Raw genomic sequence first — 23,590 nt, 5'->3', positions numbered from 1 at the left:
GGCCTATTTCAACTTTCTGCGGATACTGCCGAGCTTGCTAGTCATGCTCTTGTAGAATCCGTACATCTCATCGCCGCTCTCATACTCAACCCGTTCGTACTCCAAGCTGTCGCGTGCTTCCAGGAATGATACATACAGTCCTTCCAGCTTATAGAGCAGCGGGGTAACGTCTTCAGCGGCAGTCATTTCACCTGCACGACGTGCTGCCTTACGCAGCAGTACGCTGCGGCTCTTCTCATCCAGCTCCCGGAAGTGCCGATACACGGCATACTCTACGTAGCTGCGCTCTTTCATCAAATTAGCAAACGGCTCCCAAGCGTCCTCTTCTTCATCACGGTCATAAACGTAGAGTGCGCCTTTTTTGATAATGCTGTCCGTATACAAAGCTTCAATGAACTGATCCATCCACTTATCTTCGTCCAGATATTGATGAAGCACACCTTCAAGCTCAGCGGCTTTGGCAGTCAGTTCAGCATATTTGGACAGCTCGACACGAACACGTGAAATCAGCTGCGGTGAACGAATGAGATTCTCCTGCGCCATGTCCTTGTTGATGCTGCCAAAGATATCTTTAATGCCTTCGCGCTCCAAGCCCTTCTCACGCAGACTCTTCAGCTCATCAACCGCCTTCTTCACTTCACCGAGATTCGGGCGTGTGGATTGCAGTTGCATATCGAAACCACTCAAAATGGTGTCCAGATCAAAAGGTTTGGTGAACACAACAGAATATCTGTTACTTGTGTTCTCATCTACACCTTTTTCAATAATGACTCCACTTGCCAGCGCTTTTGCAAAGTCTGCACGCACTCTAGCGTTATAATCACGTACACGAGAATTGACGTAAGTGTCGCCCCATGATTTTTCCGGAATCGGAGAAGGCAGATACGTCCAGTTGTTCTTATCCGTCATCACGAGATGGCGGCCAATCCCTTCCTTGTCGAGAATGGTCCGCTCATAGTTCTCTTCAAACACCCGCAGTGGCGTGTATACGAAAAGTGGCACACCGTTACGTGTGTTAAGCCAGAAAATACGGTTTTTCACTTGGCTTTCCTTGATCGTAAATTGCGATTTGCCAAGCGCATTATTCTGATAATTACGAATCCCTTTTAGGATACCCGGCGCTTTAACAGGCACGGAAACGAAACCCCATGATGGGAAATGTAAGCTGCCCGAGCTATTGCTAAGGTGGAAGGTAGGCACAGCCTCTTCGTCCAATTTACCGGCAATAATCCGCTCAACGAATTTATCCAGCGGCTCTTCATGGCCGAATTTCATCACAAGGAAATCCTCCATCGAACGGGTAATCAGATCCCCAAACTTATCGCTAAGGAATTCCGAAATCGAGCGGACGATATCAATCTCCTGCTCTTTGACCCAACGTCCGGAATGCTTCAGCATTTCACGGGTGAAGTCGCGAATCAGGTCGTCGCCGTCCTTCTGATCCATGATCTTGGAGATGGTTGCCGAAATATCCGGCACGTTCACAATGTTCCAATAATAAGTTTTGTTTCCTTTATAGTCTGCCTGCTCTTCGCCATTGATAAGGATGTCCCCGTTTTTGGCAAAAATCGAGCTAAGCGCACTAAGAATCTCTGTAAACACACCGTAAATCCGGCTGTTCTCATCGTTTAAGAGCTCATATAAGTCCTCGTAAAATTGAATCATTTGCTCAGTGCGTTCTACATCGGCGTGCAGCCAATATTCATTGATTTTAGCCTCAATATAAGCATTTTTCTTCTTCTCTTTGGAGACAAAAGCACTGCGGGCATCGCTCAGCTTCTCATCCGCACTGTCCTGAGCCGTCTCAATATCACGTGGCAAACGCAACAAGCTTTCACGTAAAGCCTCAATATAAGACTGAATCAGCTTCAAAATACAGAAGCCCTTCTCGGTATACAGCAGGCGGGAAACGTAGAATGGCCCTTGCTCTGGGTGCAGGAAGATGCGCTCCAGCTCTTCACTGAAACGTCCCACAATTTCGCCAGGCAACTGCTTTTTCGATTTGATATATTCTTCACGGGCACGAGCCAGGAAGTTCTGCTCCAGCTCTGTATCCATGCTTACCACTTGATTCTTAACAACATTGGCATGGCTCAAGCGTTCGCTGTTCTCGTAGCCTGGCAACGGCTCAGGCACACGGGATTCAAACGTCTTGATCATACTGTCGAGATCAATCCCCAGCTTACGTGCGAATTTCTCTACATCCTCTTGACCAGGGGCCTGCTGGAACATTTTTTCCATTTTATCAAACAAGCGGAAAGCCAGGTAAGTCGTCATTTCCTCAATCGGAAGCACAGCAGACGAGGCACCGATAATGTTGTATTCATAGTTAGCTGGGTAGGTCTTGTTCATCTGCGCAATGTTGGTGCGGATATTACTGATATAGTCATGGATGGCGAATTCTTCACCAGACTGTTTTTCTTCACTCGCCATAAAGTTCGTGATGTTCTCCGCCGTTACGTTCATACAGTAATCGTACGCATTCTCCAGCAGCTTACCCTCGGTATTCGTTGCAGAGATCAAATGACATAGATTAAATGGAGGCAGCGGTGAATTTACCGTCAAAATATTACCGTATTGCTGCTGGAATCGCTCACCACGACTGTCCACATTCATCCAGTAATCCAGCTCTTTTAGCGCTGCATAACCGTTCTTGCGAATATATTCACGCGTGTGCTCACTTAGACTTTTATTAGACAGGTTCACGTCAGGTGTAAAGAGATAACCCAGTGTGTTCACACGGTCAATACCGGCTGATCCGTAGTCACGTTCAATAATACCGCGTACGATATAGGCAATATCCAAGAAAGCCCCACTGCCTGTACCGCCCGACAGACCTGTCAGCAGAAAGACCATCAGCTTTTTGTTAGTGCCTACGGATAACGTCTTGATCTTCTTATCAATCGCGCCTACAACCTGATTAATCTTGGTGAACAAAAGCAGACGTCCAGCCTGCCGCACGCCAGCGGCACCATTCATACCATCTGTAATACTTAACTCAGGTGACAGCCAATCTGTAATATAAGAATCGAGAATACTACGGTTCTGTAGCAGTCCGCCGATTTCAGCATTCGCCAGGAGTACAAATTCATTTTGCGGGTCCAGCCCAATGCCTTTGTATTTTTTTCCGCGATCCTGTTCATTCGTCTCAAAAGCTAGAAATTCCACATTATCCGGCTTGTCCCGTTTCTTCTTGGATATTGGATCCTCCGGCAGCTTAAAGCGGCGGTTAATCTGATATTTAAGACGCAGCAGGGCATCAATGCCCGTGCCGCCTAGTCCAATGATCAGGATCGGATTATCAATCGTATCCACCCTGATTTTATCGCTGACAATCCCGCCGCCTAGTGATACATCCAACTGCTGTATATGCTCTCTTACTACTGGTTTCATATGCTTATCCTCCTAAAAGTTTTGCGGAAGCTGTACTTCAGATATCTTGCAGCAAAACTATTTCTGCGGCATACATTGCCATTGCCTACTATACTAAATATTCCAGATAAATCGTCTTATCTACCGTCTGTAGAGATACTGAAACGCGGTCCCCACTCTTCAGTTCAAGACCACGCGAAGCATCCGCAGCACGTCCGGATCTCTCCACAGTAACACCTTCTCCGCTGCGTAACAGCAATCGGTCATTCTTAGCCGGTGTGAAAATAACACTTTCGCTCTCCTTCAGTTCAGGCGCCAATTGCAGCAGCTGATGAAGGGTGAACTTGCCCTTGAAGCCTGCAAGCTTCTTATATTGTGGGTAGGTCTTCTCACCCGTATTGCTGTCTTTAACCTCTACTACCAGCTGTCCTACAAAACCACGTGCCGATTTCTTATTCAGCACATACCATGCTGCACCAGCTGCCAGCACTAAAAGAATGCCCCCTATAATGTAATACAGGGTTTTGGATGAAGCTTCCTTCAGGGGTTCTTCATTGCCAGTCCCTGTAGAAGGTGCTGTTGTTGCTGCTCCGCCTGTCTTCGCGCTGATTTGGACAGGTGCACTTTCCCGATAAAAGCTGCTTTCCTCTGCCCGTACCTTCAACTCGTAGTTATGGCTTTCTTTTACCTCAAATGTACCCTTGAAGACAGCTCCGGAGTTATCCAGTTCGATTTCTTGCACATCACCTGTATCGATATCTGTAGCAAGCAGTACCGCCTTCATATCTTGATACAAATTACTGAGTGTTACCTGAGTACCGTTGCTGAACAGATGCGAGGTGATGTCGATTTTATCACCCTTTTTATAGGTTGCTGATGGCAGCGCATCGATCTTAAGCTCCAAGTCATAGTTAAAGACTAGATTAATATCAATCTTATCCTTTGGCACACCTTTAACCTGAAGTTTCCAATCTCCTTCCTGCGGTGACAGTAGCTTAATCAAGCTATAAGTAGAAGACTTGGACAGCAGGACATTGTTTGAGGGGATCGCAACTTCTTTCCCTGACGGGTCCGTTAATTTCGCTGTCACAGGCTGTGAAGACATAATTGAGATATTGGCTTCCAAAACACTGCCGTTAGGCACGTTGACGGTCACATCCTGATAATCGCCATTTGCAGTAATCGACTGCACAGGCACTACCTTCAGCTTCAAATGGCTGGCAAAAATCTCACTCAGGATTTGCGGCAGATCATCTGCTGAGTCCGTCGAAAATGCTTTACCACCTGTCTCATTGGACAGGTCGGCGAGGCTTTGTTTATTCAGCTTGCCATCTGCATTAAGTCCAATGGTATAGATGGGATAGCCATTCTTTTTGGCAACCTCTACGGCCGCCTTCAGCTCTTTATCTGATTCACTTTGCGTCCGGCCTGTCGCTTTGTTGAAATCATTATTGCCGTCAGCGAGCATTACAATGATAGGCTCATGGGAAGGGTCACTTCCATTCTGCAGAACCTTCACAGCTTCCTCTACGCCAATAGCGATATCGGTGTAAGCTCCTCGGTCCAAACCATCAATAAAATCCTTCAAATCCTGCTTATCGCTCTCCGAGCTAATTTGCAGCAGAGCCTTTTCCCGTTGCACCTTGTCGGTATAGGCAACAATACCTACTTTATCACCTTGGGTGGATAACATATCTATGAACATTTTCATCGCTTCGTTGGCGATTTTGTTCTTGTCACTAGTCTTCATGGAGTTGCTGACATCAATAAGAAGCACAGCATCAATGTGAGATTGCGCCGACGTTGCTGCATAGGCTTTAACAGCTGCAAAAGGCGAGGCAGCTAGACAAAGAGCCAGGAGCAATACCGGAAAGATACGTAGAAAGAGAGTCTTGGTTGTTCTAATACTTTGATATTTACGAAGCATAAATAGGGCTCCTCTTGTGTTATATTAGGCACATATGACAGGTTCAGCACTATCGCTAAAATCTGTAAATAGCATGCCATTATGATATAATTAAACCTTGTAAACTTCAACTTTAGGACCGCCGGACCCAGTGCATTGATGCATAGAAGATTATCATTCTAAAAGCCATCTGGACTGCAGAGCGTCCATGAGAAAGGATTGTTCCATGATTTCATACGTCATTCTTGGGATTACGTTCCTAATTGCCGTAATTCAGATTTCCATTTATGCCGCACATCAGCGCAAACCACTGACACGTGATGATATTAACGATCGACTGCTAGCCGCTTTGAACGGAGGCGATAAAGGCCGTGAATAAGAAAAGACCCGTTACCTTCCGGCCCTTTAAGGCCCCTCGTTACGCTTATGACAAGCTGCGCATCTGTCGCCACTGCGGACGGTATACCGCTCTTGGCGAAGACCGCTGTAGCAAATGTGGCAGAGCCTCACTTATTGCTGTAAAGCAGCACGCAGCATCACTAGCCAGACGGAAGATGCATACCCGCCTACTATTCATCTTACTGCTCACACTAGCCTCTGTCTATTTTGGAAATAGCATCCAACAAATGATATTGTGTGGTGCCGGGGGTCTTGTGCTTGCTGGACTATTGTACTATACGCAGCGAAAAGTAAGGCAGAACGAGAATCTTCGTTCTCTCAATGAGCTGCTTGGTCGTGGGATCGGCATCATCAAGGAAGGGCTGGAGGTCAACCGTCAGGAAGCTGTCTCCGTACTCCGTGAAGATGATGTTCTTGCCTATGAGAAGCTGCGCGAGCTCTCCATCCTGCTTCGCGGCGACCGGATCGCGCGGCAGCGAGTGGCTTTGCTGCATGGATTTTTACTCCGCAAGGATATGGATCTAGAACTGGAGCAGCTTCTTCTAAAAGACTTCGAACCACTGCTAGCCGAATATATCGGCGAGATCGCTAAAGTCCGTCCCGATCTCATTAAGGATCGCACACTACGCTATGTGAAGAACTATGAAGTGGAGATTCGCCAGATGGCTAACGGCTTAACCATCCTTACGAGCGTTGCGGGAGCGGCGGTAAGAATGAAGCGGTATGCCCTGCTCTACTCCAATATGATTGGCCGATACGTGCAAGATCTGCCCAAAGACCGTTTTATGCGGTTGTCCAAACTCATTGCTGCGAATCCCCATGAACCTTGGAACGGCTTGGACCTTAGGGTAGCTGACATTCGTGAAGCCAAATATCGCTGGGACCCGGAGGTCCAATAGACCTGAAAGCTAAGATGAGCCAATATAAAGCAAACATCATCCTTATTGATGATAACCAACCGTTTCTCACAGAAATATAAGGATGATGTATACTGTAAAACTTATACTTTCTTAGGCTTTCTTATATTTTGAAAAAAGAGGCTACTCTATATGACGTTCAAACAATTAATAACCCTGCGAAACTTTATGATCATTTTGTGTATATGCATGCTTGTGCTGCTTGGACAGAAGATTTTTCTCATCGCAGATAAAATACAAATCACCAAAAAAGCCGACCGTCTCTACGCTGCTGGGGATCTGATTAATGCAGAGAATCAGTACCGCCAAGCAGCGGCCAACCATTCTATTCATTACCTGGAAGAAAGAGTCGCAAAGCGTCTGGATGAATTAGCTCCAATCACAGATATCCGCAAAGTTCTGAATGTTTTGGTAGCCTCTACTAAGGAGGAAGCAGCGACTAAGGATTTTGCCGGATTTATGAAGAGCTACCAAGCTCTGCTCAGTTTAAAAGCTACATATATGAAGCCAGACGGCCCCTATGAATCCTATTATCGCCAGTTATCGTCGGCCTCAGGCATTTCAGACCAGTTCACCTCTTATTTCCGTCAGTTTAAGGAGCAGTTCCTTGCCGAGCTTGCCCAGAACCAGAGTGGAGGGGTGAGTAATGAAGAGAACTTTAAATGGAATCTTTTGCAGATTCCTGATGCTTATTATGGAAGTGCAGCTTCCAAAGTGGATTTACTAGCCTCCAAGTTCAAAAGCCATGATACAGCTATATTAAAATCCTTAGCAGGAGCAGGAAACTTTACCGGCATGCTGGAAAGCACCCTGTCCCTGATGAGTGCTTATAGCCAGCATAATTACGAAGCTCCTTGGGTACTTCAACAAGCAGAAAGCAGCGGGAAGATCATCTTGAACAAAGATCTCGAAGGTGACAATATCACAGCTTTTGCTGGGCATGCTGTAGCTTATCGTAATTTTGCAGGATCGGCAGGTGTCACTTCATCCAAGGTGCTGACTTTGATCGATACTAGTAAGACTAAGCTACTAAAAAATGCCAAACGTCTGACTACTAAAGGTCAATATGCTGAGGCGATACAATTATACGGAGAGCTTGCTCCGCTAGAGGATACTTCGACAAACATTGCCGCTGCTAGGCTGGCCTGGAATATCGCTGAGCCTGTTCGCCTCCTTCCTGGCGGTGAAGAGCAAGACAAATACGACAACGTCATCTCCCGCAAAGGACTATCGGGCACAAAAGTGATCGTCGCCGGGACGGATAACAGTGGCGTGCTCTATTATGCCGCGATGAATAACGACGACAATGTGGTCACATTAACCGGAAACAGCTTGCCACGCTTCGAGAGTCTGCGTAGTCTTACTTTTAATGAACAGTTGGCAAACTCTTCAGGTGTACCTGTGGTTTTAGCCCAATCTGAGGTTGAAGGTGGACGCACCCTTTTCACAGCATATGAGATGAAATCGAATGGTATTTCGCAGTTATTTTCAATAGCTGGCGATAGTTATGAACTGCAGTCCGATGACTCTATTTTCGTGCCTAATGCGGATCTTGGAGACGGTGTTGACGGGCAAACGGCACTTTACCGTAAAGTAGATGGCATCTATCAATTCGCGGAGATTGTTCAGGAGTATGCTGTAATCTCAGCTGCGGATCTGACCACTCATCCTTTTGAAAAGGTCTCTTTTCATGGTGAAATCGTCGTAGATAACTTCGGTAATAGTCTTGCTTACTCGGATGGGATTTATATTTTGCTCCAAGGAGAAGTGGGTTCCGTTACAGGTAACGCGTTAGTTAGTGGCCAATATCAGAATGGATATGAGCTTGTTGGAACAGACATAGGCGAGCAATATGTTCCTGTGTTTATAGTGGAATCCGTGGGTAGCATGAGCTTTGGGCGGTAGAGATTATGGGATGCAGGAGACGGGATTCGGGATTTCGGGATTTCGGGATTTCGGGATTACTTATTATGAATATGTGAAGTTAGTAGTGTGGTGGGTGAGATTCAATATAGTGACGGTGGCATAACCTATGTCGACAAGTGAACGACCATGATGAGTAGTGAGATAAGTTTAGCGGGTTGTGTGAACAACTCTGAGTGTAGGGTGTCACCTTCTGACGACTTTAGGTGAACGACCCTGGGAGTAGTGAGAACCTTCTAGCGACTTGGATGAAGGACCTTGAGAGTTGCGGGAAACTTTAGCAACTTGGGTGAACGTCCTTGAGAGTCGCGATAAACTTCTAGCGACTTGGATGAACGACCCTGAGAGTTGCGGAAAACTACCTTGAGAGTCGCGGGAAGCTTCTAGTGACTTGGGTGAACGACCTTGAGAGTTGCGGAAAACTTTAGCAACTTGGGTGAACGTCCTTGAGAGTCGCGATAAACTTCTAGCTTCTTGGGTGAACGACCCTGAGAGTTGCGGGAAACTTTAGCAACTTGGGTGAACTACCTTGAAAGTCGCGGGAAGCTTCTAGCGTCTTGGGTGAATAATCCTATGGGTTGTATGTTCCTTCTATTGGTCATGAGTATGGGAGATCCTGTCTAGTCAGTTTTTGTCCAAGAGGTGTGGGTAGCCCGTCTATACTCTTAGTGTTCTTCTCTCCTCTATATTCTCTCAGACCTGCCTCGCCCTTTTGGATAGACCAACGCTGCAACGTATCTCGCTCACCCGCATAATTCATGAATGGAACCGAAAATCCGCAGGAAGTCTGCACTTTATGAACATCTATCAAAATGATCTGTCTGGCTCCAGGCAGAGATGTAAACATAGGGGACAGTGCTTCCCATTCTGCTGATTCAGGCAAAATCACAGCCCCTGTTCCATACAGTCTTAAAATGTTAGGCGTCCCCTCAAACGCACAAAACATAACCGTCACTCTTCCGTTTTCCAGCAGATGCGCGCTCGTCTCATTACCGCTGCCAGTCATGTCTAGATAGGCCACCTGATTAGGAGACAAAATCCGAAAACAATCATGCCCCTTCGGCGAAAGGTTAACATGCCCATCTTCTGAAAGCGGCGCCGACCCTACGAAAAAAAGGTGCTGCCGAAGAATAAACTCTTCATGTATTGGTAGTATAGCGGTAAATTGTTTTCCCATTTGGCATTCTCCATTTCTGTATATTGGTGTGCTGGCTAATCGGGCATCTCTACTCAACTCCATCAGATCCGCCGACTCAACGAACTACATGCACTACATGCACTACATGCACTACATGCACTACATGCACTACATGCACTACATGCACTACATGAACTACATCAGCTTCACCAATCACTTAAGCTCCATCAACCACATTAGCTTAACTAACTAGCTTTGCCAACTACACCATTTACTTCAGCTCTAACAACTTCGTTAGTTTCTACCACTAGAGTAGCTCTATCAACCACATTAGTTTAACTAACTTCACCAACTCCAGCTGTTACAAAGTTACACAAGCTCTATCAACTCGTTAGTTTCACCAACTAGATCAGTTCCATAAGCGCATTAACTCCATTAACAATACCAGTACCACTAGCTCCCCTACCAAACTAACTTTGACTAGGTCCGAGCGGCGTTTGCGGCTAATGTAGAGCATTTTTGCTCTTATTTCTAACTAATTCGACGCTATGCAGCTGATGTAGAGCATTTTTACCGTACATCTCTGCTACCTACGCCTAACCCTGCGATTCTACGGGATTTCTACCGTTCATTCCTGCCATTTTGGCTCAACCCAGCAAATCTACGGGATATTTCCCGTTCATTCCCTCTACTTCTGCCCAATCCAGCAAATCTACGGGATTTATACCGTACATTTCCGCCACTTTGGCTCAACCCAGCAAATCTACGGGATATTTCCCGTTCATTCCCTCCACTTCTGCCCAATCCAGCAAATCTACGGGATTTCTACCGTACATTTCCGCCACTTTGGCTCAACCCAGCAAATCTACGGGATATTTCCCGTTCATTCCCTCCACTTCTGCCCAATCCAAAAAATCTACGGGATTTATACCGTTCATTCCTGCCACTTTGTCTCAATCCAGCTATTCTGCGGGATTTCTACCGTACATCCCCGCCACTTCTGCCCAATCCAGCAAATCTACGGGATATTTCCCGTTCATTCCCTCTACTTCTGCCCAATCCAGCAAATCTACGGGATTTATACCGTACATTTCCGCCACTTTGGCTCAACCCAGCAAATCTACGGGATATTTCCCGTTCATCCCTCCAATTCTGCCCAATCCAGAAAATCTACGGGATTTATACCGTTCATTCCTGCCACTTTGTCTCAATCCAGCAAATCTACGGGATTTTTACCGTACAATTTTCCGCAGACACATTAGTTAAGTATATATACTCTAGGGCTTCTCTTATGTCTCCCCCCGTCTGCCTAAATGCAAGCCTCAGCAAGGATTAACAACACATCCCCATATGAGATAAGAGTCGTTGTGCATTATTTTTTACTGATGTACATATTTTTTTAGATGTACATATTTTTTAGATGTATATATTCTTTTCAAATGTATATATTCTTTTAAGTTGTCATATTCTCTTCCACCGTCAAGTAACCCTTCACCTCGGTACCCGGCACGTCAGCAAAAATAGGGACTACCTCTCGGCAGCCCCCTTTCTCTCGCAAGTTGCTTGGTACTACTATCAGAAGCAACTCCCTTAAACCCCTTTTTCCCTCTAAAATACTTCCCTTTAAACAATTTCCTATAAAATAAAACTTTTCCCTATAAAACCTCCCGCTTAAGCACTTAACCCACTAAGCACATAAAAACCATCTTTCCCCTAATCTATTCAATCGCAATATAAATCTCAACCTGCGTGTCAGCAGGATCAAAATTTCGCGAATCATAAATCTCAAAATCCCCCGTGTAAGTTCTTGCCTCCCTAGACTCCTTAAAGTACGCCCAAATCTCCCCCCACGCTTGCGCGACCACTTCAAATACCGGACCTTTTTTCGTCGTAAAAACCATGTATTTGCTCTCCGGTACAGCCGCATAGGTGAACTGGGTTTCCTCTAGTTGGTTTTTCTCTAGCTCGTTTTTCTCTAGCTCGTTTTCCTCTAGTTCGCTTTCCTCTAGCTCGCTTTCCTCTAGCTCGCTTTTCTCTAGCTCGTTTTCCTCTAGTTCGCTTTCCTCTAGCTCGCTTTCCTCTAGCCCGTTTTCCTCTAGCTGGTTTCCCTCTAAATGTCTCTCCTCAGCTACTTCATGCCCGATCACAACGGTATATGCTCCGCTCGCATCACTCTCATAATCCGTATACAACGCATAGATATACTCAGGATTTACCGTAGCTACCTGCCCCGCAATATTACTCTGAAAATAAGTTTCCCACAGCTGCGGCAAACCTCCATCAGGTCCCATTTCCACTTCATTAGTTGTGCGTATGCTAACCCCAGCCAAGGTCATTTTCGCTTTCTCTACAAAATAAGTATTCATCATTCTCCCTCATTTCCTGTGATTGAACTTAGTATACACAGGCAAAGTGGACATCTGTCTGTCCAGTTCGAATAGATTGATTTCAGTCTGGGTTATAAAGACACCATTAGGGTAATTAATAGTATGGAACTACACTCGAAGGGAATGACTACAGCATGTCAAAAATCAAATTAGCTGTCATCTACTACAGTGCCACAGGAACTAACTACCAGCTAGCACAATGGGCCGCGGAAAGCGCAGAAAAAGCAGGAGCTGAGGTAAAACTGCTGAAGGTGCAGGAACTGGTCCCCGAGGATAAAATCGCCGCAAATCCAGCCATGAAGGCCCTAGCTGAAGAAACAAAAGATATCCCAGTCGCCACACCCGACGATATAGTCGAAGCAGATGCGATTATTTTCAGTTCCCCAACCCGTTACGGTAACATTGCTTCCCAGATGAAGCAGTTCATTGATACAACCGGTGGCATTTGGGGCAAAGGACTAACAGTAAACAAAGTCGTCAGCGCCATGAGCTCAGCACAGAACCCGCATGGTGGACAAGAAGCTACGATTTTGGCACTCTACACGTCGATGTATCACTGGGGAGCAATTGTTGCAGCACCCGGTTATACTGATCCAGTCACATTCGGTGCGGGAGGCAACCCTTACGGAACAAGTGTCAGCGTAGATGGAGACGGTAAAATGATCGAAGATCAGGATCGGATCCGTGACGCTGTTTTTCATCAAGCGAAGCGTACCGTTGAAGTGGCCGGCTGGGTTCAGGCAGGCAAAAACGCCAATAATCAGAACTAGCGCAGCTTAGTTAATATAACAACACCCCTCGGAGCTACTTGTGCAGCACTACACCGAGGGGTGTTTAATTTATATTTTAATTACTCTCCAGGGTATTTAAGCCCCCACTGTGCACGCACTTGATCCAGCAGTTTCAGAATCGCTAACGATTCATCCAATGTCATCACCGGACTCTCTGTAAGCCCTGCCTGAAGACACCGTCCTACTTCCTCCGCTTCAAAACAATATCCAATAGAAGCACGGTCATCCACAAAGCTCTCTACCTTCTCATCTCCTATATAAAGCGCAGCCGATTTCGGGTTCACTAATGTACCCTCTACAATAATACGGCCTTCTGTGCCAAACACATGCGCTTCCTCCAACATGTTAAGACGAATACCACCGTTCAACGAAGCGGTTTTCCCGTTACCATATGACAGCAGCATCGAGAAATGCTCGTCCACTCCAGTCTCACCTATGTGCACTGTGCTGGAAATAGACTCAGGATGAGGTCCAAACACCATGGAGGCAAAAGAAACCGGATAAATCCCCACATCCAGCAGCGCACCCCCGCCCAGCTTCGGATTCAGCAATCTGCCTTCCGGGTTCCAGTCGGTACGAAACCCTAGGTCTGCCTTCACCAAACGAACATCACCGATCTTGCCCTCAGCAATCCATTCTCTAACCTTTACAATCGCCGGGATGTAGCGACTCCACATCGCCTCCATCAGGAATAACTTATGCGCTCTAGCATAGGCCACAACTTCTTCCAATTCACCGCTGTTTACGGTAAAAGGTTTCTCACACAGGACAGCTTTGCCTGCACGCAGCGCCATTAAAGCATTTTCTTTGTGAAAAGGATGCGGCGTTCCAATATATACCGCGTCTACATTTGGGTCATTCAGCAATTCCTCATAGGTTGCATAGGCATGCGGAATCCCATGATTTTTAGCAAATTCATCGGCACTTTCCTGAGATCTTGACCCAACGGCATAAGCCACACCATTACTGGCATGCGCCAAATCAGTAACAAATTGATGAGCAATCCAGCCTGTGCTAATAATTCCCCATCTCACCTTGTAAGCGTTGTCCATTTTCATTTGCATGTTCCTCCTAATCCTTCTGCTAAGTCTCTTTAATTCTATCAGACCATTCTAATGAATGTATAGGAACTGATGCCAGCAAACACCACCGTCACCACCAAAATAGCAATATTCCAGATCTTGCTCAAGGCCGCTGAGTGCTCGTTAGAGCTTTGAATAAACGCTTTTTGCAAAAGGAACTGTAAAAGCTTCATGATTATGAATCCCAAACAACCCAGCCCGCTTTGCAAAATAACCTCCAGACTAGCTTTACTTACAAATCGATCAGCCATGTTCCCATCATAATGAATCGGGACGGTATCCGGCATTTTGGAATAAAGGAATAAATAAATAGCTACAGGAATCAAGGCCACCACACTGCTTAAGATCATCGTCAGTTTGGTTTTGAACAACGTTTTACCCTCCTTGTGCGGAAAAATAATCTCCCCGTTATTCTCCTTCCACTTCAATCAGATATATCCCCTTCTTAAATCCACCGCGACGTTTAGCTTTCTCTGCACGTTGCTTCTCCAGCTCCATGCTATTGCTCCCATGTGTCTCCGCCAGAGCCTGAATCACTTCCAGCATATCGGCAAGCTCCTCCAAAGCTTCTTCATCACTTGCTGCCTGAAAATATTCCTCCGACTCTTCTTGCAATTTTTTACGTAGTTCAGTTATGTATTCTTTGGACTCTAATATCCTTGTGTTAAAATCTTTCCCTTGAGAAGCTATCAAATCGGGGATGCCGTCACGCACTAGCTTTTCATATACAGGCATTTAAGCTCTTCCTTTCTTCTATATTATATTCTATCTCCCTTCAATCCGGCTTTGATTCCATCAGTAGACGTTCTACAAAAGGAAGATCTGCCGGAGCAAACATGAACTGACCCAGCTCAGCCGGAAGCACCCACCTATGTTCGTCGTGATCCACCAGATCAATTACACCTCCCTGATACCGCGCTTTCCAAGCAATCAATTGGATCTTTATCTCTCCATAGTTATGCTCGTTTATGCCAAAGCTCTCATAGGGAAGGATTGTGATGCCCATCTCTTCCTGAAGCTCTCTTTGCAGACACTCTGCGATGCTCTCATCCTGCTCTATTTTGCCACCAGGAAATTCCCACAGACCTGCCTGCGATTTACCTTGCCGCCGCCGGGCAATAAGAATCTGCCCTTCTACATTATGTATAATTGCTGCCGCCACCTTGATCATAAAGAACACCTCCACTATTGCTAGTTATTCGACAGATACTACTATTAAAACATACAATTCATTCCAAACCAAAGAGACTCTCCCAAACGCCAACACGGCCTGGGAAAATCTCTTCAGTACAGTCTCTCTATAAAATTCACAGCAGCGTTATCCTTACGGAAGAGCTACTATTTTGTCAGCACAAGCTCCAAGCGAACCTCAAGATTATTTTCTGTATCCAGCACAACGGTGTGGGGATTGCTTAGACCAAAGTCAGAAAAGGCTACTGTTGTCGTTCCCGACAACATCAACTGTCCCCCGCTATACGCCGCTTGCGACTGAAAGGTGACGTCCTTTTCTACTCCTTTTACGGTAAGCGTCCCCTGCATTTCAACAGGCACAGTTGCTCCTTCAGTCCATTCTGCCGGCAGCTCCGAAAATGACTTCACTACAAACGTGGATTGTGGAAATTCCGTAACGGATAGAAAATCCTCTCCTTTTACATGCTCGTCCCGTTGGCTATTGCCAGAATCCAGAGCGCTCATATCCACTGTCCCTTCCCCGGCCATCGAAGTAGAATCCTCTATATTTACCTTCCAGGTGCCCTGAACTTTGTTGTCTACGAAGTTTACTGTTTCTTTAGAGGTCGTCACTGACCAATAGACTTTAGAGGTCTCCGCAAGGGTCCAATCCCCGTTTAATTGTTCGGCTGTGACCGCCACCCCTGCTGATGCTCCAGTGTTATTTGTTGTCTCTCCAGCACCTGCTGTTGTTGCTTGATTTGGAATCACGGACTCGATCTCTACATTATTGCCCAGCGATTTATCCAGTAATGTATAACCTGTGACTACTCCTACGATAATAACTCCTGCAGCGATCAAGGCTATTCTTTTTCTCTTCATCCTGTTCCCTCCAATATTCATAATTTCTGTATGCTTTCAAGCTCGTCCCTCATTCTAACAAAGCAATATGTCAGGAAGAAGTCAGAGCAGAGCGGGCTATGATGTGTTAAACTTGTCGTAAATTTTATGGACTGGAGGTACTCCAATTTGACGAAATCCATTCTTGTTGTAGAAGATGAAGAAGCCATCTCTAGGGTCCTCAGTGCTTATCTGAAAAAAGCAGGCTTTCAAGTCACCCGTGTAGCTGATGGACGCGCTGCGCTGGAGTCTTTTGCTATATCTCCTCCTTCATTAGTATTACTAGACATCATGCTGCCAAACATGGACGGCTTTGAACTGCTTAAGCTCATCCGTGAAAAAAGCAGCTGCCCTGTGATCATGCTGACGGCAAGAGATGGGATCAATGACCGGCTAGCCGGCCTCGACGGTGGTGCGGATGATTATATGTCTAAACCTTTTATTCCCGAGGAAGTGGTGGCACGTGTGAACGCTGTCTTACGCCGTCCCTCGCAGTGGTCAGATGGCAGCCGTAAACGGCATTATGGCAGTTTGTTTATCGACTTCACAGCACGTGCTGTCTTTTTGAATGGGGCTGAGCTGAGTCTTAGTCCTCGGGATATGTCAGTGCTGTTATTTCTCGCTGAAAGGCCTAATCAGATTTGTACGCGTGAGCAATTAATAGAATTTGTATGGGAAATGGATTATGAAGGAAGCGACCGGGCGGTAGATTTGTCGATCAAAAGACTACGCCAAGCGTTGTCGCACTGGCCTACTAGTGAGGGGGAAATCCGTACCCTAAGGGGGACGGGATATCAATTATGGACAACTTAAAGAGAAACAACGCCAAACGCACCTCTATCCTTTCTTACTGGACGATACGTTATCTGCTCATTATTAGTGTAGGCCTGCTCCTCACAGCTTTAGCTACATTATGGTGGATCCGTCAGGAGGCTATGAGCAATCGTCTGCAGACTGCGGGGCTTTTGGCACAGGAGATTGCAGATCGCAGCTTAAATATGGAAGGCTCCATTGAAATCAGCCAAAATCTCGAAAAGCTGATCGAAGACCGGAAACGGTTTTTCAAGTTAACCATAGAGATGTGCGTGATCATTACAGATCAACAAGGTCAAATGCTGTTCTCCCTGCCACCTCTAACTGACAAGGAAATGAGATATAAGCTTAATGATAGCCTGAACGACTCCCGTAGTCCGGAGTTTAAAGCTGCTGTGGCTTCCATAAATTCGGATGACAAAACACTGGGACAGGTTATTGTTCTGCAATCCAAAAAATCGCTGCGGCATATTCCACAGGAGGAGATCATATTTTTCTCCATACTGCTGCTGTTTCTAATCATCTTAAGTTGGCTAACCATTTACCTTTTATCTCGTAAACTGGCAAAACCCATTCAGAAGGTAGTCGAGGCAGCGGCTCAAATCAGCCATGGCCGTTATGATATCGTTCTAGATAAGGATGCTAAAGAGCGGGAAATTCATGAGCTGATGATGTCTTTTGAAGAGATGGCAGGCAAGTTACAGCAATTTGAGCAGTCTCGAGCCGTAATGCTGGCCGGAGTCTCCCATGAGTTGAAAACACCCGTAACTTCTATTAAAGGCCTGGTGCATGCCGTCCGCGAAGGGGTCGTTGAAGGTGATGAAGCTGTGGAATTTCTGGATATTGCCCTGCTGGAGGCTGGGCGGTTGCAGCGAATGGTAGCCGACCTTCTGGATTACAATGCCCTGACTGCAGGAATGGTTTCCGTTCGTCACGACCGACTGGATGCCGTACCCCTGATATCCGAAATCGTATATCAATGGAAGCTGACACAGGCGGAAGAAGTTGCTGAACCCGTGCTCCATATGCCGATCAATCCCTTGTTTTTGCGTGGGGACTCCCTTCGTATCCAGCAGATTATCGTCAATCTACTTAATAACAGCGTACAAGCCAAAGCTCCTGATCGAAGGGTGCAGCTTACGATAGAACTGCTGGAGCAGCAAGGTCATGGCTTTGCCGAAATCCGTGTTCAAGATAATGGGCTTGGCATCTCATCCAATCATAGTGAGCATGTCTTCGAAGCCTTCTTCCGGGGCAGCGACAAGCAGAGTACACTGCGTGGTTTAGGACTCGGCCTAACCTTCAGCCGTCTGTTGGCCGAATCTATGAACGGAAGCCTCGTGCTTGAGGAGCACTCAGACAAAGGCTGCACCTTCGTGCTGTCTCTGCCGCTTGATGACTAAAAAAATAGTCTACGATCCATCGACATGGTATAATCATGTGCACAATCACACCGAAAACCGGAGGCTGTATATGCTTACTTTTGAACAAAAATTAGCGATTCTCGACTCTTACCCCCAGCTGGAACGCAAAAATGTATCCCTTGGGCGCGTGAACTATCACTACGAGGAAAGCCAGCATGATAAGAAAACCGTTGCTTTTCACCTGCATCCAAATGGTAATGGCTATGTGTTCGCAGGCTTACTGCGGGGCTACGAGACAGACGATAAGGGCTTCGTGAATATTCGCGACTACTCGGAATCCGAGCTGCGGAGTTTGCTGGATGCCTCCATCACCTCACTGTCTATTTACATTCCTGATGCTCCTGTAGCCAGCAAAAGAAAGAAAAAGGCTGCGGCAACTGCCGATACACTCTGGACTAATGATGAGGGCCATACCCTAACCCTAAAGCTTGAGGATGATTTATGGTATGTCTATGCCGACCTCAATCTGGAGATGGCGTTTGAAACGCTTGAGGAAGCTAAAGAATATTTAGCGGAAGAGGGGTTTACAGCAGCACAGGAGTAATTGTCAGACTTTAATCTACACACTAACAATAAAAGAGGTGTCTGAGCAGCCATTTATTTTGGCCGTTCGGACACCTCTTTTCTAATAAAACGATCCTTAATATACAGGTTCCGTATATATGTAACTATAAATACCCAAATCGAGCTCGGAAACCACTTCATAATCTAGTTGGAATTCTATAGTCTTATTTGATAGACCTCCTACAAAATAACTGCCCTCCACAACCAACCTATCCTTCCCTCCAACTGGGGCGACCAAGATCAGCTGTTCAGCTTTATTGGCTGGGATCACAAAGTTTTGCAGCCCACCCGTCTGATCTTGAATATATTTACGGACAGACACGAGGTTACTGCCTAATTCCGAGAGGCCGGAATTGTTGTTCCGCCATACATCAAGCGCATCTTGTTGGGATTGGTTGGAACTGACACACGCCTGATTAACTGAAAATTCCGGGATTTTATATATATTCCCGCCCATATTATCGATAACTACTTTATGGGTTACTTCCGTACAATTTTCAATTTTCAGAGTCGGCATGGGATCCTTTTCCTTTGAGAACGTCTTTATGATTTTTTGATCACCGGGCTTAAAATTTATTGAGATGTCTTTATTATCCATGTTAGAAAATTCGAGCAAGCTATACAACTGATTATTTTTAATACCGTAGTGCTTTACGTTTATAACAAACCTGTTTCTCTCATCTGATAACGATTTTGATTGCTCTTGACTTCCTACTGAAATTGTTCTGTTAACCGGAGCAATAAGCTTCTCCTCGGCAACTGGTGAGGTTATGTAAATAGATTTTGCACCTTCATCCCAAGTGACACTACTACCCAACACTTCGCTAATAAATCTTAGAGGGACGAGTGTATTATTTTGAAAATTGATACCCTTTAAGACATGCTCATTCTCTTTGGCGTTTACAATTACTCTTCCTTCTTTGACCAGATAAAAAATGTTAATATCCCCTTTAACCGCTGAGACCGACTTCGCATGATTATCCCATTTTATAGTTGCGCCTAAAGCTTCAAATATCGACCGCATGGGTACATATGTAACTCCATCTTTCAGGATAGGACTTACATTAAAATGTAATTGCTTACCGTCCAAATAACATTTGAGATCACTGTCGTCCGCAAAGGCTTGACTTGAAAATAAAACAGCAAAACTTATCATCACCACAAAAAAAGTGATAATTTTTGAAGCAAAGTTGTGGTTTTTCATGTTCTTAATTTAGCTCCTAATCTAGAAAAATAAAAAAATTACAATGCACACCTGAATATATCAAATGGCCAATCAAAATGTAAGTCTAAAAAGAAAACTACCAACAACACCCAAATTATGGTTAGATGAAGGAGAAGCCATATCCTAGAGGGAAAGAAGCGTGAACGCATATGAGTTTTGAAATCGTAGAGGCCACCATACCGGACATCCAAGCTGCATTAGAAGCCGGAGAAATTACGTCAAAACAACTAGTTCTCATGTATTATGAACGTATTGCTGATCACGACAAAAACGGCCTGACGATTAACTCTGTACTGGAGATTAATCCTGATGCGTTGTTTATCGCAGAATCTCTGGATGTGGAACGGGCAATTAATGGCCCTCGCGGCCCGCTGCACGGGATACCTGTGTTGTTGAAAGATAACATCAATACTGGGGACAAAATGCATACAAGTGCGGGTTCGCTGGCTTTGGCGAATTCTTTTGCCGGGGAAGATGCGTTTATAGTTACCAAACTGCGTGAAGCCGGAGCCATTATTATGGGTAAAGCTAATATGACCGAATTCGCCAATTTTATGACGAACGGCATGCCCTCTGGCTACAGCTCCCGCGGCGGGCAAGTCCTTAACCCCTACAATATTTCTACGCCAACCGGCGGCTCTAGTGCTGGTTCAGCAGTAGCTGTCGCTTGTAATTTCTGTACGGTCTCTGTTGGCACAGAAACTTCAGGATCGATTCTTAATCCCGGTAATTTGGGCTCCATCATCGGCATTAAGCCAACCGTGGGGCTGCTCAGCCGTTCAGGAATCCTGCCGCTCTCCAATACACAAGACACCGCAGGGCCTATGGCTAGAACCGTTCAAGATGCCGTGTTGCTACTAAACGCCATGCTGGGCAATGATCAGCACGATGCAGCGATGGGAACAAATACAGGTAAAGTCCACGGGGATTATACTGTATTCCTTGATCCGAATGGTTTGCAGGGAGCTAGAATTGGGATACCACGTGATTATTATTTTGAGGAGCTAACAGATGAGCAGCTTGCCTTGTTCAACGCTTCCGTCAACAGGATGAGAGAGCTTGGAGCAACCATCATTGATCCCGCGGATATTAAAACCGCCCGCGAAATTAGTTACTCTTCGGTGGTATTAAACGAATTCAAAACAGCACTGAATGCTTATTTATCTCATTTGAGCCCCGGAGCACCTATGCGAACCTTGAAGGATATTATTGATTTTAATCATGCACACCCTGTGGAGACTTTGAGATTTAGTCAAGCTACGTTAATAGATGCGGAATATACCTCCTCCGGCACACAAAGCGAAGCTCAATATTTACGCCATCGTGCGACTGACCTGAAGCTGTGCAAGGAAGAAGGCATCGATGCCACTATGAAAGAATACAATCTGGATGCCCTGCTGTTCCCTGCCGATTTTGGCGCCAGAATTACTTCCAGAGCAGGATATCCGTCCCTCGTCGTTCCTTCTGGGTACACGTCGGCCGGTGCTCCCTTTGGTGTAACCTTCTCAGCAAAAGCTTATCAGGAGCCCACGCTTATCAAGCTAGCCTATGCTTATGAGCAGCATTACAAGGTGCGAAAAGCACCTTCGCTAAAAAGCTTCATTTGATTAAACCTATTCCTGGAGTGGAACAATACCTAAATGCCTGTTTCCCTCATGGGACAGACTCCATGTACGCACTTCATAGCTACGAATGCCAGACAGCACGTAAGGATCTTTTTCGGCAAGGAGAACGGCTTCTTCGCGTGAGTTCGCTTTTACAATAACCATGCCGCCAGGACAATCACTAAATGGACCACACAGCACTAATTGTCCTTTGCGGTCCAGCTCTTGTAAATGTTTAACATGACCACGAATAATCTCCATGTCTCTACGGTCTTGATTCGTCGGGCTAAGCAAAATAACATAACAAATATCTGCTTGATTGACCTCACTCATCCTATTCTCCACCTCTCGTTCAAATAGAAACTAAAGCCCGTAACGGTGATTTCCCAATGCCGATTCGGGCTTTTTTATTTCGCGATGTCTTCGTTCGTAGCTTTATTCATAATCTCGCTGATTTTCTTCATCGGCAATATTTTGAATCTCATCAGAATGAATAAGAAACAGCTCGTAGTCTCCCTCTGCATGCAGCTTCAGCGCTCGTTCTTTAAAAAACTTCGGGCTGCCTTCCGCCGCATCCTCATCATAAAAGAGCAATATTCCGTCACTTTTGCGGAACAACAAGTCATCTCTGGCCCTGAACTGCCAGCTGCCGTCATAAGGGGCATTACTGACCGCCCTGCAAAAGTCCGCACCCGCAATAATACGTCGGTATTCCTCCTGCTTCTCTTCCTTCCACTTCTCTTCCTGTCCAGTATGCGCCGTAATGATCCCCAATTTCAATTCAGGATATTGAGTCTTGAGTTCACTTACCACCTCACAAGCCCAAAGATCGACACCATACTGGCCGGGGGTAATAATCCATTCGACGCCTTCTTCAATTAGCGGTTTTAATCTGTTAGACAGCGCCTTTTTGATATAAGGAATTCCCGGATGTTTATTGTCAAAAATACCGAGCTCATGCGCACGGTAGCCTGTTACGAGTAAATTCTTCATGCACTGCCTCTTTCCTGAACGTTGGTTATGTCTTACCATGACTTACCTTTGTAGAGTTTTACCCCACTTATATCATTATTATATAGCATTTCCTTGATCTATTTCTTTAGGCAAACTTTCAGCTGATCTTAAGCAACCTTTCAGAACCGTCTGATATATTTCTCCTAATCAATCTAAAACTATTAAGGAGAGAAAATAAATGAAGAAATTAATACCGATTATGATCTCAGGAAGTCTACTCGCTTCTCTACTATTGGCTGGCTGCAGCACGAACTCGGAGGCCGAAGGAACAGCAGTCGCTAATAACCAAGCGAACACGGCACCCGCAGATAACACTGAGGCACAGCAATCTCAAGGAAACGACAATCAACAAAACGGCAGACCTGACATGTCTATGAATTTCGGCAAGATTAAGAGTATTAGCGACAACACGATTACAATCTATACGTCAGAAATGCCTTCCCCGCCCGTACAAGGCACTGGAGATACGGCTGGAGCCGATAAGCAAAATGGTCAGGCCGGTACTCCACAGGAAAGACCCGAAGGTGATCAAGGGTCAGAAAACGGTACACCTCCAGAGGGGGGGATGCCGGAAGGAGGTGGCCCTGACGGCGGTGGACAAGATGGTGGACCACAGGGTGGTGGGATGCAGCAAACCTTCTCCGAGGAAACCACAGATATTACAATTGATGCTGATACCAAAATTGTAACGGTGACCTCCGACAATGGCACGCGTCAGGAGAACACGATCAGCTTAGCTGACCTGAAAGCTGGTGACATTATCCAATATACGCTGAAATCCGATTCCACTTTGGCGGAGAGCATTACTTTAAGCAGCGGAAACCCAATGGGTACGGCTGAAGGCAAAATGAGCAGCGACTGAAACACCAAAAGATAACAGAAAAAATCCCCACCTACGATCAGCTTCATAAAAGCGTTTTGTAGTGGGGATTTCAAATTTATATAGGTTAGATGAGACTCA

The 23,590-nt window shown here is 45.7% G+C and carries 23 protein-coding genes; 9 read left to right on the top strand and 14 right to left on the bottom strand.

Annotation, left to right across the window (positions count from 1 at the left end; genetic code table 11):
* Positions 1-3: 3 nt before the first annotated feature.
* Both PODO_RS04355 and PODO_RS04350 read right to left on the bottom strand, forming a co-directional pair.
* On the bottom strand, positions 4-3,393 hold the full coding sequence (locus tag PODO_RS04355) for a tubulin-like doman-containing protein (RefSeq protein WP_036680810.1): 3,390 nt from the start codon (positions 3,391-3,393) through the stop codon (positions 4-6).
* A gap of 88 nt (positions 3,394-3,481) precedes the next feature.
* Positions 3,482-5,299: a vWA domain-containing protein gene (locus PODO_RS04350; protein ID WP_036680809.1), complete on the bottom strand. Its 1,818-nt coding sequence runs from the start codon at positions 5,297-5,299 to the stop codon at positions 3,482-3,484.
* A gap of 187 nt (positions 5,300-5,486) precedes the next feature.
* On the opposite strand from PODO_RS04350, the gene PODO_RS30890 reads away from it, so the two are divergent.
* From PODO_RS30890 to PODO_RS04340, 3 genes are all read left to right on the top strand, one after another.
* On the top strand, positions 5,487-5,657 hold the full coding sequence (locus tag PODO_RS30890) for a hypothetical protein (protein WP_155288085.1): 171 nt from the start codon (positions 5,487-5,489) through the stop codon (positions 5,655-5,657).
* A complete protein-coding gene (locus PODO_RS04345; protein ID WP_038568869.1) occupies positions 5,650-6,576 on the top strand; it encodes a hypothetical protein in 927 nt (308 codons plus the stop codon). Before PODO_RS30890 ends, PODO_RS04345 begins: the two co-directional genes overlap by 8 nt.
* Positions 6,577-6,726: 150 nt before the next feature.
* The gene (locus PODO_RS04340) at positions 6,727-8,499 is read left to right on the top strand and encodes a hypothetical protein (RefSeq protein WP_038568867.1); all 1,773 of its coding nucleotides are present in this window, start codon (positions 6,727-6,729) and stop codon (positions 8,497-8,499) included.
* A gap of 616 nt (positions 8,500-9,115) precedes the next feature.
* Here the strand turns inward: PODO_RS04340 and PODO_RS04335 are convergent.
* The 4 genes from PODO_RS04335 to PODO_RS04330 all read right to left on the bottom strand — a co-directional run bounded on the left by PODO_RS04335 (position 9,116) and on the right by PODO_RS04330 (position 12,024).
* Complete coding sequence (locus PODO_RS04335; protein WP_038568865.1) at positions 9,116-9,694, bottom strand: pyridoxamine 5'-phosphate oxidase family protein; 579 nt, start codon at positions 9,692-9,694, stop codon at positions 9,116-9,118.
* Between the two features lie 923 nt (positions 9,695-10,617).
* Positions 10,618-10,755: a hypothetical protein gene (locus PODO_RS30885; RefSeq protein ID WP_155288084.1), complete on the bottom strand. Its 138-nt coding sequence runs from the start codon at positions 10,753-10,755 to the stop codon at positions 10,618-10,620.
* A 353-nt stretch (positions 10,756-11,108) separates the two neighbouring features.
* The gene (locus PODO_RS32115; RefSeq protein WP_256715983.1) at positions 11,109-11,240 is read right to left on the bottom strand and encodes a hypothetical protein; all 132 of its coding nucleotides are present in this window, start codon (positions 11,238-11,240) and stop codon (positions 11,109-11,111) included.
* 133 nt (positions 11,241-11,373) lie between these two features.
* Positions 11,374-12,024, bottom strand: coding sequence for a GyrI-like domain-containing protein (locus PODO_RS04330; protein WP_155288083.1), 651 nt, complete (start codon positions 12,022-12,024; stop codon positions 11,374-11,376).
* Between the two features lie 152 nt (positions 12,025-12,176).
* Between PODO_RS04330 and wrbA the strand changes: the two genes are divergently transcribed.
* Positions 12,177-12,812, top strand: a complete 636-nt coding sequence (wrbA, locus tag PODO_RS04325; protein ID WP_036680804.1) for an NAD(P)H:quinone oxidoreductase type IV — start codon at positions 12,177-12,179, stop codon at positions 12,810-12,812.
* A gap of 80 nt (positions 12,813-12,892) precedes the next feature.
* On the opposite strand, the gene PODO_RS04320 is transcribed toward wrbA, so the two are convergent.
* The 5 genes from PODO_RS04320 to PODO_RS04300 form a co-directional block, all read right to left on the bottom strand.
* On the bottom strand, positions 12,893-13,891 hold the full coding sequence (locus PODO_RS04320) for a Gfo/Idh/MocA family protein (RefSeq protein ID WP_080742404.1): 999 nt from the start codon (positions 13,889-13,891) through the stop codon (positions 12,893-12,895).
* Positions 13,892-13,935: 44 nt separating this feature from the next.
* Positions 13,936-14,286 (bottom strand): DUF1648 domain-containing protein, encoded by a 351-nt coding sequence (locus PODO_RS04315; protein WP_081387265.1) that lies wholly within the window; start codon positions 14,284-14,286, stop codon positions 13,936-13,938.
* A 37-nt stretch (positions 14,287-14,323) separates the two neighbouring features.
* Entirely contained in the window at positions 14,324-14,650 is a 327-nt protein-coding gene (locus PODO_RS04310; protein ID WP_036680802.1) for a nucleoside triphosphate pyrophosphohydrolase, read from the bottom strand.
* Positions 14,651-14,690: 40 nt separating this feature from the next.
* Complete coding sequence (locus PODO_RS04305; protein WP_036680800.1) at positions 14,691-15,086, bottom strand: (deoxy)nucleoside triphosphate pyrophosphohydrolase; 396 nt, start codon at positions 15,084-15,086, stop codon at positions 14,691-14,693.
* A gap of 167 nt (positions 15,087-15,253) precedes the next feature.
* The gene (locus tag PODO_RS04300) at positions 15,254-15,967 is read right to left on the bottom strand and encodes a YceI family protein (protein ID WP_038568856.1); all 714 of its coding nucleotides are present in this window, start codon (positions 15,965-15,967) and stop codon (positions 15,254-15,256) included.
* Positions 15,968-16,114: 147 nt separating this feature from the next.
* Here PODO_RS04300 and PODO_RS04295 point away from each other — a divergent pair, with 147 nt between their 5' ends.
* The 3 genes from PODO_RS04295 to PODO_RS04285 all read left to right on the top strand — a co-directional run bounded on the left by PODO_RS04295 (position 16,115) and on the right by PODO_RS04285 (position 18,766).
* Positions 16,115-16,798: a response regulator transcription factor gene (locus tag PODO_RS04295; protein WP_232061150.1), complete on the top strand. Its 684-nt coding sequence runs from the start codon at positions 16,115-16,117 to the stop codon at positions 16,796-16,798.
* Positions 16,786-18,201, top strand: a complete 1,416-nt coding sequence (locus tag PODO_RS04290; RefSeq protein WP_036680794.1) for a HAMP domain-containing sensor histidine kinase — start codon at positions 16,786-16,788, stop codon at positions 18,199-18,201. Before PODO_RS04295 ends, PODO_RS04290 begins: the two co-directional genes overlap by 13 nt.
* A gap of 70 nt (positions 18,202-18,271) precedes the next feature.
* Complete coding sequence (locus tag PODO_RS04285; RefSeq protein ID WP_038568853.1) at positions 18,272-18,766, top strand: hypothetical protein; 495 nt, start codon at positions 18,272-18,274, stop codon at positions 18,764-18,766.
* Between the two features lie 96 nt (positions 18,767-18,862).
* On the opposite strand, the gene PODO_RS04280 is transcribed toward PODO_RS04285, so the two are convergent.
* A complete protein-coding gene (locus PODO_RS04280; RefSeq protein WP_038568851.1) occupies positions 18,863-19,990 on the bottom strand; it encodes a copper amine oxidase N-terminal domain-containing protein in 1,128 nt (375 codons plus the stop codon).
* Between the two features lie 170 nt (positions 19,991-20,160).
* Here PODO_RS04280 and PODO_RS04275 point away from each other — a divergent pair, with 170 nt between their 5' ends.
* Positions 20,161-21,618 (top strand): amidase family protein, encoded by a 1,458-nt coding sequence (locus PODO_RS04275; RefSeq protein ID WP_038568849.1) that lies wholly within the window; start codon positions 20,161-20,163, stop codon positions 21,616-21,618.
* Between the two features lie 6 nt (positions 21,619-21,624).
* Here the strand turns inward: PODO_RS04275 and PODO_RS04270 are convergent, their stop codons facing one another.
* Both PODO_RS04270 and PODO_RS04265 read right to left on the bottom strand, forming a co-directional pair.
* A complete protein-coding gene (locus tag PODO_RS04270) occupies positions 21,625-21,948 on the bottom strand; it encodes a YciI family protein (protein ID WP_052096790.1) in 324 nt (107 codons plus the stop codon).
* Positions 21,949-22,050: 102 nt separating this feature from the next.
* Positions 22,051-22,608 carry an SLOG family protein gene (locus tag PODO_RS04265; protein WP_038568847.1) on the bottom strand — a complete coding sequence of 186 codons (558 nt, stop codon included), beginning with the start codon at positions 22,606-22,608 and terminating at the stop codon, positions 22,051-22,053.
* Between the two features lie 199 nt (positions 22,609-22,807).
* Here PODO_RS04265 and PODO_RS04260 point away from each other — a divergent pair, with 199 nt between their 5' ends.
* Positions 22,808-23,491: a hypothetical protein gene (locus PODO_RS04260; RefSeq protein ID WP_038568845.1), complete on the top strand. Its 684-nt coding sequence runs from the start codon at positions 22,808-22,810 to the stop codon at positions 23,489-23,491.
* The last annotated feature ends 99 nt before the right edge of the window (positions 23,492-23,590 follow it).

The sequence above is a fragment of the Paenibacillus odorifer genome, from assembly GCF_000758725.1.
Lineage (GTDB): Bacteria > Bacillota > Bacilli > Paenibacillales > Paenibacillaceae > Paenibacillus_AQ > Paenibacillus_AQ odorifer.
Note: the sequence above shows the minus strand (reverse complement) of the source record. Positions and strands in the feature narration are given on the sequence as shown.